The sequence below is a fragment of the Amycolatopsis sp. DSM 110486 genome (genome assembly GCF_019468465.1).
In the GTDB taxonomy this organism is placed as follows: Bacteria; Actinomycetota; Actinomycetes; order Mycobacteriales; family Pseudonocardiaceae; genus Amycolatopsis.
Genome location: NZ_CP080519.1, coordinates 6563344 through 6575664, shown reverse-complemented (window position 1 = coordinate 6575664; position 12321 = coordinate 6563344). Strand labels below are relative to the sequence as shown.

Below are 12321 nucleotides of genomic sequence, written 5' to 3'. Positions count from 1 at the left end.
CTTCCTGGGGACACCAGCACAACGCCGAAGGCCGCGGCTCCAGTACGGAGCTCGCGGCCTTCGGCTGTTTTCGACTACGAAGTCAGCGGGTCAGAGCACGGCCCGCAGGCGGTCGGCGATCGTCCCGATGCGCCCGAGCACGCCGTTGACGAAGCGCGGCGAGTCGTCGGTCGAGAGCTCCTTCGCCAGGCCCACGGCCTCGTCGATCGCGACGGGGTCGGGCACGTCGGAGGACCAGAGCATCTCGTAGACGCCCACGCGCAGCACCGCCAGGTCGACCGGCGGCATGCGGTCCAGTGTCCAGCCCTGCGAGTGCTCGGCCAGCAGCTCGTCGACCTGCTCGCGGTGGGTCGTGACGCCCTCCACGACGGTGATCGTGTAGTCGGCGACCGGGTCGACGTCGGTGGACCCGACCCGGTCGGCCAGCAGCGTGACCGGGTCGGTGCCGCGTTGCGAAGCTTCGTACAGCATCTCGACGGCACGCCGGCGGGCCTGCCGCCTGCTGATCGCGCCGCCGCGGTTCGGGTGCGGCTTCTGTTTGTCCGCCATCAGCTGGAGACGCGGCCGAGGTACCGGCCGTCACGCGTGTCGACCTTGATCTTCTCGCCGGTCGAGACGAACAGCGGGACCTGGATCTCCGCGCCGGTCTCGAGCGTCGCCGGCTTGGTGCCGCCGGTGGAGCGGTCGCCCTGCAGGCCCGGGTCGGTGTGCTGGATGACGATCTCGACCGAGGTCGGGAGCTCGATGTAGAGCGCCTCGTTCTCGTGCACCGCGACCTGGACCTCGGTGTTCTCGAGCATGTAGTTGGCGTTGTCCGACACGACCTCGGCCGGAACCGTGATCTGGTCGTAGGTGTCGCCGTCCATGAACACGAAGTCCTGACCGTCCTTGTACAGGTAGGTCATGTTCCGGCGGTCCACGGTGGCCGTTTCGACCTTCGTGCCGGCGTTGAAGGTCTTGTCGACGACCTTCCCCGTCAGCACGTGCTTGAGCGTGGTGCGCACGAACGCACCGCCCTTGCCCGGCTTGACGTGCTGGAACGCGGTGACGGTCCAGAGCTGGCCCTCGAGGTTGAGGACGAGCCCGTTCTTCAGGTCGTTGGTGGTGGCCACGAGCTTTCGGTCTCCTGTGTCGATCTCTTCGTCCGCGGCCCGTCTCAGACGGCCACGAGGTCCTTGGTGCTCAGGGTGAGGAGTTCGGGCCCGGAGTCCCGCACGACGAGCGTGTCCTCGATGCGCACGCCACCGCGCCCCGCGAGGTAGACGCCGGGCTCGACGGTGACCGCCATACCGGCGGACAGTGTACCGACGCCCGTGGTAGCGAGGCTGGGCGCCTCGTGCACCTCGAGCCCGACGCCGTGGCCGAGGCCGTGCGCGAACTCGTCCGCGCGGCCCGCGGCGGCGATCACGGAGCGGGCCGCGGCGTCCACTTCGGACACGTCGGCGCCCGGGAACACGGCCGCGGTACCGGCCGCCTGGGCGCGGTGGACCAGGTCGTAGAGCTCGCGCTGCCAGTCGGCGGCCTTGCCGAGCACGAACGTGCGGGTCATGTCGGAGTGGTAGCCGTCGACGGTCGCGCCGAAGTCGAGCTTCACGAAGTCACCTTCGCGCAGCTGTGCGCCGGTGGGCTGGTGGTGCGGGATCGCCGAGTTGGGCCCGGCGGCCACGATCGTGGCGAACGACGGCTCCGACGAACCGTGCTCCAGCATGCGGTTCTCCAGGTCGCGTGCCACTTCCAGCTCGGTGCGCCCGGCGCGCAGGCCGCCGGACGCCAGCAGGTCGGCGAGCGCGCGGTCGGCCGCCGCGCAGGCCGAGCGCAGGGCCGCGACCTCGACCTCGTCCTTCACGGCGCGCAGCTGCTCGATCAGCCCGGGCGTCCGGACCAGCGCCACCTTGTCGAAGCGCACCTTGAGCGCCTCGTGGTCTTCCACGCTCACGTGCTGGCTCTCGAACCCGGTACGCCCGTAGGTCGCGTGGGCGCGGGCCGCGAAGTCGGCGAGCACACGGTCGCTGGCGCGGCCCATCACGCGTTCGAGATCGGGCACCTCGGACGCCGACTGGGTCGTGTAGCGGCCGTCGGTGCAGAACACGGTCTGCGCCTCGCCGCCGGCGTGCACGAGCAGCGCGGCGTTCGACCCGGTGAACCCGGTGAGGTAGCGGATGTTGAGCAGGTCGGTGACCAGCAGCGCGTCGACCCCGGAATCGGTGATCAGGGACCGCAGCGCGCCGCGACGGTGAGCGTGGGTTTCAGGCACCCGGCCAGCTTAGCCACGCGGATCGCCCGGTTCGGGGACGCTCGCGGCGGTCACCGTCCGCAAGCGGCCGGGCACCCGGAGCCGCTGCTCCGGGTGGACCACACGGCGTTCACCCGGTGGCACCTACACTCCGTCCATGCTGGGTGCCTGGTTGACTCGCGGGCTGGTCATGGCCGTCGTCCACGCCGCCGCCATGACGCTGCTCGCCAAGTGGTCCGTGTTCCACCCGACCGACCAGACTGTGATCACGTCCGTCACCCTCGCCGTGCTGGTGGGCGTCGCGGCGCTGTGGAGCGCGGTCGACGGCTGGCGCGGCAAACCGGACCGCGGCCGGGCCTGGTTCATCGCGTCGCTGGTGGCCGGCGTCGTCTCCGGCATCCTGTATGTGATCGGGCGTGCGGTGTTCGTCGACCAGACCGGGACGTCGGAGCTGGGCGCGGCGCTCACCGGGGGTGCCGCGTTCTCGGCGCTGCTGGTGCTGGTGCCGGCCGGGCTGGGGCTGTTCGTCGGCTCGCGCGTGCGGCGGCCCGCGCCGGAGGACGAGGAGCCGGAACCCGAGGACGACGAGGACGACGGGTCAGGCAGCCAGTCGGGTCAGCTGGAGCTGCCGGAGGCCGAGCCGGCCGGCGCGCCGCGGCCGAAGCCGTCGCCCGTCAGCCGCCCAGCGGGAGCCCGGGCGCGTAGGCGTCCCACTGTCGCGGGTCGATCTCCGTCACCTCGGCCCCGTTGAGGTCCACGATCGTGGTGTCGGGCAGGCCGTAGAGCTCGTTGCCGAGCACCACGCCGTACCCGTGGCCGTACGAGTGCACCACGTTCATGCCGGACTTCAGCGTCGTCTTCACGGGCAGCCCGGCGACCGGCGTGAGCGGCCGGTCCACCACTTCCCCGGCCAGCGCGGTCGCGACGGAGCGGCGGTCGACGCGGATGCGCACGCCGCGGCGGAACAGGTCCATCCGGCGGTCCGGTGACGGCATCGCGACGCCGTCGAACGTCGTGGTCACGCGGTCGGGGCTCGAGCAGCCGCCGGCGCCCTGCACGTCGAGCCCGAAGTGCTTCAGGCCCGTCGGCGCACCCGCGGAACCGATCGCGGTCGCGCGCACGACGTCGAACGAGACGGTGTCGCACGGGTCGGTGACCGACGTCGGAGCGTGGCCGTCCGGGCGGCGAATGAGGCCGGGTCCTTCCTTCCACGCGCCGGGGATCACCAGCGGCGTGTAGGGCTGGAGGGTGAAGTCCTTGTCCCAGAAGGTGAGCGTGGTGCCGTCCGCGGTCTCGTGGGCGATCACGAACGCGTCGAGCGCGCCGACCCATTCGAGGTCGGCGCTGAACCCGTCGACCACCGAGCGCTCACGTGGTGCCGAGGTGCTCGATACGGGCCCGAAACCCTTGTCCCCCAACGCTTCCACGCCGCTGCCGAACGCCGGGTCGTGGGAGCGGATCACGAACTGGCCGGCACCGTTCCAGCCGGCGGCGCGGCCGGTGGTGTCGGTGAACATGAGGTAGTACCAGCCGTCGAGGAACACGACCGAGGGCTGGCCGGCGCCGTAGACGTTGTCGCGGTGCACGTCGTGCGAAGGCCCGAGGATCGGGCGCCCGCCCGCCGCGCGGGTCCAGTGGACGCCGTCGGGGCTCGTCGCGAGGCCGACGGCGTTGCCGAGCGCGTGGTCGCCCGCCGCGCCGGTGTAGTACAGGTAGTAGGTGCCGCCGACGCGCAGCACGGACGGGTCGCACGTGTGCACGCCGTCGAACGCACCGGGCGAACCGGACAGGACCGCGATCGGCGCGCCGCCACCGGGTCCGGTGAAGGGACCGTCGGCGGAGGGCGCCTCGGCGTAGAGAATGTCGTCGCCGGGCGGGGCCGCGCTGCCGTACTGGCTGCACCACCACAGGCGGGTCTTGCCGTTTTCGACCATCGCCGTGGGGCCGTAGTTGTAGACCGCGTCGGCGGCTCCGGCGGCGACCACTCCGTTGCTCTGGCGGGCTTTCGCGGTCTCCAGGGGGACGTTCGCCACGCGCGGGGGCTTCGCCGGAGCCGGCTTGCCGCCCGCGATGCCGCCGTGGTCGGGTCCGTCGGCCTGGGTCTGCGCGTAGCTGTCGCTGCAGCCCGCCACGACGACCCCCGACAACGCCAGGGCGAACAGGGCTCGCGCGGGTCGCCGAACCCCGCCACGAAACGGGTGCATGATGGTCGAGTCTAACCAGTCCTAACCCGGTTGGGTGAACGCGTCCCCGTCTCGCGGGTGTTCGAGGGCAACAAGCTCGACCTCGAAGCCGTCGTCGTTCTCGAGGTAGGCCGCGTAGTGCGGTTTCCCGCCCGCGTAGGGAAAACGGTCCGCGAACAGGGGCCGCCAGCCGGGCCCGCCGGCCGCGAGCTCGTCGACCTCGGCGCGGGTGGCGACGTGCAGGGCGAGGTGGTTGAGGCCGGGGCGAAGGCGTTCGTGCGGTCCGGCGGCCATGGCGGGCGAGGCCTCCACCACGAGGTACGTGGGGCCGAGGCGCCAACTGACGCCGTCGGGCCAGCGCTGGTACTCGCGCCAGCCCAGCCGGCCCAGCAGCCAACCCCAGCTGCGTTCGGCGCGCGCGAGGTCGGGGACCCAAAGCTCGAGGTGGTGGGGCCGGCCGTGCGCGGTGGGCAGCGCAACGAGCACGCGGTGCACGTCGCCGTAGTGCACGCCGGAGCCGACGTCGAGGAAGCCGAGCCGGCGGGTGATCGCGAGGCTGGCCGCGTTGTCCTCGTGGACGAGCGCCCATACGGCGGGCAGGCCGAGAGTGGTGAGGCCATGGTCCACGAGCGCGCGGGCGGCTTCGGTGGCGAAGCCCTTCCCCGCGTGCTTCGCGGCGACGAAGTACCCCACCTCGGCGCCGTCGCCAGGCAGCTCGGACGACGGGCGCAGGTGAGCGACGCCGACGACTTCGCTCTCGTGCTCGACCACCCAGTGGCCCTGGCCTTCGGGCCCGTCGTAGGCGAGGCGGCGGGCCACCATGGCGCGGGCGTGGTCGGGGTCGGAGAAGTCGGCGGCGAAGAACCGGCTCATCTCCGGGTCGGTGAACACCGCCACCACGGCGTCGGTGTCGGCCTCGGTCAGGGCCCGCAGCCGGAGCCGGTCGGTGATGAGCTCCTGGGTCACTTCACGTTCGCTGCGACCCAGCGCAGCGCGAGGCCATAGCCGTCGACGCCGAGACCCACGATCACGCCGGTGGCGACGTCGGAGAGCACGCTGTGGTGGCGGAACTGCTCCCGCTTGTGGACGTTGCTGATGTGCAGCTCGATCAGCGACGCGGACAGCTGCGCGGCGGCGTCGCGCACAGCGATCGAGTAGTGCGTCCAGGCGCCGGCGTTGAGCACGACCGGGTGACCGCCGTCGGCGGCCTCGTGGAGCCAGCCGACGAGCTCGCCCTCGTGGTCGGTCTGGCGCACCTCGACGTCGAGGCCGAGCTCGGTGCCCGTCTTCACGCAGAGGGCGGCGAGGTCGTCGTGGGTCGTCGAGCCGTAGACGGCGGGCTCGCGCTTGCCGAGGCGGCCGAGGTTGGGGCCGTTGAAGACGAAGACCTTCACAGCAGCACGCTCCCGCCGCTCTTGGGGGCGTCGGCCGCGACCGCGGAGTACGCGGCGGCCAGCAGCGCCGGGTCCGGGCCTTCGAGGCGGCCGGGCTTGGCGAGCGCGTCGAGGACCACGAACCGCAGCACGCCGGAGCGGGTCTTCTTGTCGCCCTTCATGCTTTCCATGAGCTGGCCCAGTGCGTCGGCGTCGTAGGTGGTCGGCAGGCCGATCAGCTTCAGCACGGACGCGTGGCGCGCGGCGGTCTCGTCGTCGAGGCGCCCGGCGAGGCGGGCGAGCTCGGCGGCGAACACCAGGCCCACGCTCACGGCCGCGCCGTGGCGCCAGCGGTAGCGCTCGCGGCGCTCGATGGCGTGGCCGAGGGTGTGGCCGTAGTTGAGGATCTCGCGCAGGTCGGACTCGCGCAGGTCGGCGGCGACGACGTCGGCCTTCACCTGGATCGAGCGGCGGACCAGCTCGGCCAGCACGTCTCCGGTCGGGTCGAGGGCGGCTTCGGGATCCTGTTCGATCAGCTCCAGGATGCGCGGGTCGGCGATGAAGCCGGTCTTCACGACCTCGGCCATGCCGGCCACGAGTTCGTTGCGGGGCAAGGTTTCCAGCGTCGCGAGGTCGACGAGAACGGCACTCGGCTCGTGGAACACGCCCACGAGGTTCTTGCCGGCCTCGGTGTTGATGCCCGTCTTGCCGCCGACGGCCGCGTCGACCATGCCGAGCAGCGTGGTCGGCACGTTGACCAGGCGCACGCCGCGCATCCAGGTGGCGGCGACGAAGCCGGCCAGGTCCGTCACGGCGCCGCCGCCGAGGCCCACCACCACGCCGCGGCGGTCGAGCCCGATCCGGCCGAGGACCTCCCAGCAGAAGCTGGCGACGGAGAAGGCCTTGCCGTCCTCGGCGTCCGGGATCTCCACGCGGTGCGCGTCGAGGCCCGCTTCGGCGAGCTCCTCGCGCACGGCCTCGGCCGTGGCGGTGAGCGTGGGCGGGTGGATCAGCGCGATCTTCGACGCGTCGGCGAGCTGCGCGGTGAGCTCGGCGAGCAGGCCACGGCCCACGAGCACGTCGTACGGGTGCGCGGTCGCGACGCGGATCCGGACGGGTTGGGACACGGGTTTTCCTCACTACTCCTGGAGTTGTGGCACTCCGGGTCTGTGTTGCTCAGCGTCCTACTGCTTGCGGACTTCGGCCGGTTCGATCGCGGCGACCGCGGTGGCCACCACCTCGGCGGGCGTGCGCTGGTCGGTCTCGATCTCGACGGTCGCCACCTCCCGGTACACCGGCAGGCGCGCGTCGAGCAGGGACTTGAACGTGGCGCGCGGGTTCACGCCCGCGAGCAGCGGACGCGCGCTCGACAGGCCGGTGCGCTGCACGCCGGCGGCGAGGCCGACGCTCAGGAACACCACGGTGTGCTTCGCCAGCAGCGCCCGCGTCTCCAGGGTCAGCGGAGCGCCGCCGCCGAGGGAGAGGACACCGTCGTGCTCGTCGAGGGCGGTGGCGACGGCCTGCGCTTCGAGCGCGCGGAACGCCGGCTCGCCGTCCTCGGCGAAGATGTCGGAGATCCCGCGGCCGGTGCGCTCGACAATGTCGTCGTCGGTGTCGCGGAACGCCACCCCGAGCGCCTCGGCGAGCAGCGGGCCCACCGTGCTCTTGCCCGAGCCCGGCGGTCCCACGACCACGGCGCGGGGGCTCACCAGCGCTCCTCGAGCGCCTTCAGGTAGCCCTCGGCGTTGCGCTTGCTCTCGGCCAGCGAGTCGCCGCCGAACTTCTCCAGCGCGGCGTCGGCCAGCACCAGCGCCACCACGGATTCGAGCACAACGCCCGCCCGCGGCACGGCGCACACGTCCGAGCGCTGGTGGATCGCGACGGCCGGCTCGCCCGTGCGCACGTCCACCGTGGACAGCGCCTTCGGCACGGTCGAGATCGGCTTCATCGCCACGCGCACGCGCAGGGGCTCGCCGTTGGTGATGCCGCCTTCGAGGCCGCCCGCGCGGTTGGAGCGGCGCGTGACGCCGACCGGGCCGGTGCCGCGGTCGATCTCGTCGTGGGCCTGGCTGCCCCAGCGCCGAGCGGTGGTGAAGCCGTCGCCGACCTCCACGCCCTTCATGGCCTGCACGCCCATGAGCGCGCCCGCGAGGCGTGCGTCGAGGCGGCGGTCCCAGTGCACGTGGGAGCCGAGGCCCGGCGGCAGCCCGTAGGCGAGCACCTCGATCACGCCGCCGACGGTGTCGCCCGCCTTACGCACGGCGTCGACCTCGGCGACCATCGCCTCGGTGCCCTCGGCCGAGAACGCCCGCACGGGGCTCTCGTCGATCGCGGCCAGGTCACCCGGCTGCGGCAGCGGCCCCTCGGGCGCGTCGGCACCTCCGATCGACACGACGTGGCTCAGCACCTCCACACCCAGCAGCTGGCGCAGGAAGTTGCGCGCCACCGTGCCCAGCGCCGTGCGTGACGCCGTCTCGCGGGCGCTCGCGCGCTCCAGCACGGGACGGGCCTCGTCGAAGCCGTACTTCTGCATGCCGGGCAGATCGGCGTGGCCGGGGCGCGGCCGCGTGAGCGGCTCGTTGCGCGCCAGGCCGGCGAGCACCTCGGGGTCCACGGGGTCGGCCGCCATGACCTGCTCCCACTTTGGCCACTCGGCGTTCTCGATCTGCACCGCGATGGGGCCGCCCTGCGAGATCCCGTGGCGGACGCCGCCCAGGAACTGCACGTGGTCGGTCTCGAACCCCATGCGCGGGCTGCGACCGAACCCGAGGCGTCGCCGCGCGAGCTGCGCGGTGAGGTCTCCGGTGGTCACCTCCACACCAGCGGGCAGGCCCTCGAGCACAGCGGCGAGGGCGGGTCCGTGCGATTCTCCTGCGGTGATCCAGCGCAACACCTGGCAATCCTGTCACGGCTCGCGGGGCGCCTGACCAGCAGCCCCTCAGCTCGGCACCACCCCCGAACCCAACCCGGGGAACACGGCGCACGTCCAGGCCGCGACCACCAACGCCGGCCCGTGGGGCACACCACACCGAATCGCCCGATGGGCGCAAGGCCCGTCCCTGGCTTGTGGTGGGGATGTCTCCTGGGTGGCCGATGCCGGATGCGCGCCTGGCGCGTCCTTCGGTGAGGTGGCCGATGCCGGATGGCTACCTGCGCGGGATGCGCCCTTCGGCGAGGTGGCCGATGCCGGAAGGCCGCTCGCTCGTTGGGTGCGGCGCGCCCGCTCGGCGATGGCCGGCACCTGCGCTCCCACGGCCACGACGGCACTCAGGCCGGCCGCCGCGACCGCCGCGACCGCCACCGACGCCCAGCCGAGCGCACCCAGCACCGCGCCGAGCACGCCGGCGAGCTTCACGTCTCCTGCCCCGAGCTGCGCCGGCCTGACCCGGTGGACGACGAGATGGACGCCGCCGAACACGAGCACGCCCTCCGCCGCGCTCACGAGCAGCGTCGCCCCGCCCCCGCTTACGGCGGCGACGGTCATCGCGGTCGCCATGACGGGGTACGCCGACAACGTCAGCACATCCGGCAACCTCCGATGCCGGACATCCGCCAGGCACAACGGCACCCCGACCACCGTGAGCACCCACGGCACCGGCCACCACCACTCGGCCCAGCGCCCCTCCTGCCACCGCCACACGACGACGAGCAGCGCAGCCACCACCACGGCGACAGCCACGACCGGCGACACGGGCGCACCCGCCCGCCTCAGCAACCACACCAGGAGGGGCACCACCGCCCCACCCACAACGACCATTCCCCAGGACATGCACCCACGTTCGCAGCCCCCGCCCACCACGCCAAGCCGCGCCTGTCGCGAGTGGACCGCTCGCGCCGAAAACCCGCTCGATTCACTCGACCGGGCAGCCCAAACCGGCCGGCACACAAAGAACCCGAGCCCGTCAGCAGCTACGCGCCAACAACTCGAGCCGGCCACTCACAGCATCCGGAGGTCGCGCCAAGCGCCCCAATGCGGCATTGGGTGCGCTGGGCGCACCCAATGTGGCGTTCGGTGCGTTGAACGCAACCAACGCCACATTGGGGTGGGCCGAAGCGAGCCCGTGAGTCAGCGAGTCATGGATAAACCAGGCGCATCAACGGTTTCCCCGTCCGTACGCTCCGGATCTCCAGCGAGGCGATGTCCTGGGACTTCATCGGTGTGCCCACCACGACGTTGGCCGTGTTCTCCGGAAGGGCCTTCCAGGTGGCGAGTTCGGTCGCGGTGCCGTCGCGGCCGAGGGCGACGAGCGAGTAGTCCCCGCCCTTGCCGCCGCGGTAGCTGCAGGACATTTGGACCTCGGTGCCCCACGACTGGGGGTCGATGCGGGCCGCGGCCTGGATCGGGTATTCGCCGAGGGCCGACATGGCGAGCGCAGGCGGTGGCGGAGGCGCGGCGACAGCGGGCGGCGGAGACACGTCCGGCAGCGAAACGGACACCGCCAAAGCCACCCCGGCAGCGACGGCCAGCGCGGCCACTCCCCCGGTCACCCCGTCCCGGATCCGCCGGCGGCGCCGCACCTTCCGCATCAGCACCGGCAGCAAGTCCGGCATCGGCAGCAAGTCCGGCATCGCCTGGGAGCCCGGCGTCGACGACATCGCCGACAGGTCAGGCACCGACCGCGAGCCCGGTCCCGGCATACCCGGCGCATCCGAGCCCAGCACACCCGGCACATGTCCCGGCACATCCGATCCCGGCACACCCAGTACAAACCCCGGCACACCCGGCACATCCGAGCCCGGCCCCGAACCCGGCCCCGAACCCGGCCCCGAACCCGGCACGATCACCAGATCGGGCACCGGCCCCGGATCCGGCGGCGCCCCCGCGCCGCCGCGCTCACGTTCGCCGGGCCCGAAGGCTCCCCCCGGCGAACCACCTCTGGTCTGCGCGAGCAAACCCGGGAGCCCGGCCAGCTCGCGGACCGCGGCGGCGCACCGGTCGCACTCCTGGAGGTGCTCCTCGAACGCCTGCCGGTCCTCCGGTGACAGCGCACCGAGCACGTACGCGGCGTCGTAGGTCGCGAACTCGTCGGCGGTCACTGCGTCACCCCCCGCTCTTCCAAAGCCAGGCGAAGCGCCCGCAGCGCGTAGTGCGTGCGGGACTTCACCGTCCCCTCGGCTATCCCCAGGCGGTGGGCCGCGTCGGCCACCGAGTACCCCTGGAAGTAGCACAGTTCGAGCACCTCGCGGTGGCGCACCGAGAGCTCGCCCAGCGCCTCGGCCACCAGCCATCCCTGCACGGCCCGCTCGGTGCCGTCGGCCACCGCGCGCTCGGGCGGAGCGTCGGTGACGACCTCCGAGCGCGAGGTCGCCGACCGCCACCCGTCGATGGCGATCCGGCGCGCGACCGTGAACAGCCACGCGCGGGCCGAGCCCTGTGACTGGTCCAGCACGTCGGTGTGCCGCCACGCCCTCAGCAGCGTCTCCTGCACCACGTCCTCCGCGTGGTTCCTGTTGCCGCCCGTCAGGTGCAGGGCATAGGACCAGAGCGCGGCCGCGTGTTCCTCGTGCAGCGCGCGCATCAGCTGGTCCTCGACGTCACTCCTCGCCACGGAAAGCCCCGGTCAGCGTCCGGCCGGCACCGCGTGCCCGCCGGAAGACTGCCTGGCGCGCACCTCCTGCACCAGCAGCACCAGGCCGCAGATCACGCACAGCGCCTCGGTGACCACGCCCCAGTACTCGAACTGGCTGTTGAACTGGTCGTGCACGCCGTAGAGGCCCACGGTCACCGACAGCAGGTAGGCGAGCAACGTCACGCCGCCGAAGCCGAGCGTGAAGAACGGCGGCACCCAGTGGTGCCAGAACAGCAGCGCGACGGCGATCACGATCCCGGCGATCCCGTTCACCAGGAACAGCGGACCGACCACGGCGATGTCCGAGTAGCCGCTGCCGAAGTACAGGTAGAAGTGGACCGCGGCGGACCCGACCAGCCCGATCGCGCCCAACCCTCGCATCCAGTTGGCCAGCATGATGTTCTCCTTCACCCCGTCTGAATCCTCTCCCCCATTACACGGGGACACGGCCGATCCGGTTCACCGGACAACGCTTTGCGGTGAACGGGTGAACCAGCCGGGCGATCATCTCGTTAGTAGGGGCATGACTGCCGAACTGCACACCCGCCGCTCCGTTCTCACCACCGGGGCCGCCGTCGCCGGCGTCGCCGTGGGCACCGTCGCCCTCGCGGCCTGTGGCGCCGGCTCGGACTCGGGCTCCTCGGGCGGCGACGCCCCCAAGCCCGGCGGGAAGGTGATCGCGCTGTCCGACGTGCCCGTCGGCCAGGCGAAGTCCGCCAAGACCCCCGACGGCCAGGACGTGATCGTGGCCCAGCCGACCGCCGGAACCGTGAACTGCTTCAGCGCCATCTGCACCCACCAGGGCTGCACCGTGAACCCGCCGCAGGGCGCCGAGATCCACTGCCCGTGCCACGGTTCGGTGTACGACTCGCTCACGGGTGCGGTGAAGAACGGCCCGGCCGAGAAGCCGCTGCCGAAGATCAACGTGAAGGTCGACAACGGAGAGGTCGTCACCGCCTGAC

The 12321-nt window shown here is 72.2% G+C and carries 14 protein-coding genes and 1 pseudogene; 2 read left to right on the top strand and 13 right to left on the bottom strand.

Annotated elements, in window-relative coordinates; all coding sequences use genetic code 11:
• Positions 1-90: 90 nt before the first annotated feature.
• The 3 genes from nusB to K1T34_RS31930 are packed head-to-tail and all read right to left on the bottom strand — an operon-like array spanning position 91 to position 2254.
• Positions 91-549: a transcription antitermination factor NusB gene (gene nusB, locus K1T34_RS31940; RefSeq protein ID WP_220238460.1), complete on the bottom strand. Its 459-nt coding sequence runs from the start codon at positions 547-549 to the stop codon at positions 91-93.
• On the bottom strand, positions 549-1112 hold the full coding sequence (gene efp, locus K1T34_RS31935) for an elongation factor P (RefSeq protein WP_220238459.1): 564 nt from the start codon (positions 1110-1112) through the stop codon (positions 549-551). Before efp ends, nusB begins: the two co-directional genes overlap by 1 nt.
• A gap of 44 nt (positions 1113-1156) precedes the next feature.
• Positions 1157-2254, bottom strand: coding sequence for a Xaa-Pro peptidase family protein (locus tag K1T34_RS31930; protein WP_220238458.1), 1098 nt, complete (start codon positions 2252-2254; stop codon positions 1157-1159).
• A 136-nt stretch (positions 2255-2390) separates the two neighbouring features.
• On the opposite strand from K1T34_RS31930, the gene K1T34_RS31925 reads away from it, so the two are divergent.
• Positions 2391-2984, top strand: coding sequence for a B-4DMT family transporter (locus K1T34_RS31925; RefSeq protein ID WP_220238457.1), 594 nt, complete (start codon positions 2391-2393; stop codon positions 2982-2984).
• On the opposite strand, the gene K1T34_RS31920 is transcribed toward K1T34_RS31925, so the two are convergent.
• The 10 genes and pseudogenes from K1T34_RS31920 to K1T34_RS31875 form a co-directional block, all read right to left on the bottom strand.
• Complete coding sequence (locus tag K1T34_RS31920) at positions 2908-4437, bottom strand: beta-xylosidase (protein ID WP_255637713.1); 1530 nt, start codon at positions 4435-4437, stop codon at positions 2908-2910. The two genes, K1T34_RS31925 and K1T34_RS31920, sit on opposite strands and share 77 nt — an antisense overlap.
• A 21-nt stretch (positions 4438-4458) precedes the next feature.
• The gene (locus K1T34_RS31915) at positions 4459-5382 is read right to left on the bottom strand and encodes a GNAT family N-acetyltransferase (protein WP_255637712.1); all 924 of its coding nucleotides are present in this window, start codon (positions 5380-5382) and stop codon (positions 4459-4461) included.
• Positions 5379-5810: a type II 3-dehydroquinate dehydratase gene (gene aroQ, locus K1T34_RS31910; protein ID WP_220238456.1), complete on the bottom strand. Its 432-nt coding sequence runs from the start codon at positions 5808-5810 to the stop codon at positions 5379-5381. The genes K1T34_RS31915 and aroQ overlap by 4 nt, the downstream gene beginning before the upstream one ends.
• Complete coding sequence (gene aroB, locus K1T34_RS31905) at positions 5807-6916, bottom strand: 3-dehydroquinate synthase (RefSeq protein ID WP_220238455.1); 1110 nt, start codon at positions 6914-6916, stop codon at positions 5807-5809. The genes aroQ and aroB overlap by 4 nt, the downstream gene beginning before the upstream one ends.
• Before the next feature lie 57 nt (positions 6917-6973).
• On the bottom strand, positions 6974-7498 hold the full coding sequence (locus K1T34_RS31900; protein WP_220238454.1) for a shikimate kinase: 525 nt from the start codon (positions 7496-7498) through the stop codon (positions 6974-6976).
• Complete coding sequence (gene aroC, locus K1T34_RS31895) at positions 7495-8682, bottom strand: chorismate synthase (RefSeq protein ID WP_220238453.1); 1188 nt, start codon at positions 8680-8682, stop codon at positions 7495-7497. Before aroC ends, K1T34_RS31900 begins: the two co-directional genes overlap by 4 nt.
• A 45-nt stretch (positions 8683-8727) precedes the next feature.
• On the bottom strand, positions 8728-9558 hold the full coding sequence (locus K1T34_RS31890; RefSeq protein WP_255637711.1) for an A24 family peptidase: 831 nt from the start codon (positions 9556-9558) through the stop codon (positions 8728-8730).
• A 1022-nt stretch (positions 9559-10580) separates the two neighbouring features.
• Positions 10581-10826, bottom strand: a pseudogene (locus tag K1T34_RS54755) (anti-sigma factor); the annotation flags it as partial.
• The gene (locus K1T34_RS31880) at positions 10823-11308 is read right to left on the bottom strand and encodes a sigma-70 family RNA polymerase sigma factor (RefSeq protein WP_220247519.1); all 486 of its coding nucleotides are present in this window, start codon (positions 11306-11308) and stop codon (positions 10823-10825) included. The pseudogene K1T34_RS54755 and the gene K1T34_RS31880, both read right to left, overlap by 4 nt.
• Positions 11309-11350: 42 nt before the next feature.
• The gene (locus tag K1T34_RS31875; protein WP_220247518.1) at positions 11351-11755 is read right to left on the bottom strand and encodes a hypothetical protein; all 405 of its coding nucleotides are present in this window, start codon (positions 11753-11755) and stop codon (positions 11351-11353) included.
• 127 nt (positions 11756-11882) lie between these two features.
• Here K1T34_RS31875 and K1T34_RS31870 point away from each other — a divergent pair, with 127 nt between their 5' ends.
• Positions 11883-12320, top strand: coding sequence for a Rieske (2Fe-2S) protein (locus K1T34_RS31870; protein WP_220238452.1), 438 nt, complete (start codon positions 11883-11885; stop codon positions 12318-12320).
• Position 12321 lies beyond the last annotated feature (1 nt).

What these genes read in the sequence shown, in the direction of transcription:
- K1T34_RS31875 (WP_220247518.1), bottom strand. Translation starts at nt 11,755, where the DNA reads ATGCTGGCCAACTGGATGCGAGGGTTGGGCGCGATCGGGCTGGTCGGG.
- K1T34_RS31920 (WP_255637713.1), bottom strand. Translation starts at nt 4,437, where the DNA reads ATGCACCCGTTTCGTGGCGGGGTTCGGCGACCCGCGCGAGCCCTGTTC.
- K1T34_RS31890 (WP_255637711.1), bottom strand. Translation starts at nt 9,558, where the DNA reads ATGTCCTGGGGAATGGTCGTTGTGGGTGGGGCGGTGGTGCCCCTCCTG.
- nusB (WP_220238460.1), bottom strand. Translation starts at nt 549, where the DNA reads ATGGCGGACAAACAGAAGCCGCACCCGAACCGCGGCGGCGCGATCAGC.
- K1T34_RS31880 (WP_220247519.1), bottom strand. Translation starts at nt 11,308, where the DNA reads ATGCGCGCGCTGCACGAGGAACACGCGGCCGCGCTCTGGTCCTATGCC.
- K1T34_RS31870 (WP_220238452.1), top strand. Translation starts at nt 11,883, where the DNA reads ATGACTGCCGAACTGCACACCCGCCGCTCCGTTCTCACCACCGGGGCC.
- K1T34_RS31925 (WP_220238457.1), top strand. Translation starts at nt 2,391, where the DNA reads ATGCTGGGTGCCTGGTTGACTCGCGGGCTGGTCATGGCCGTCGTCCAC.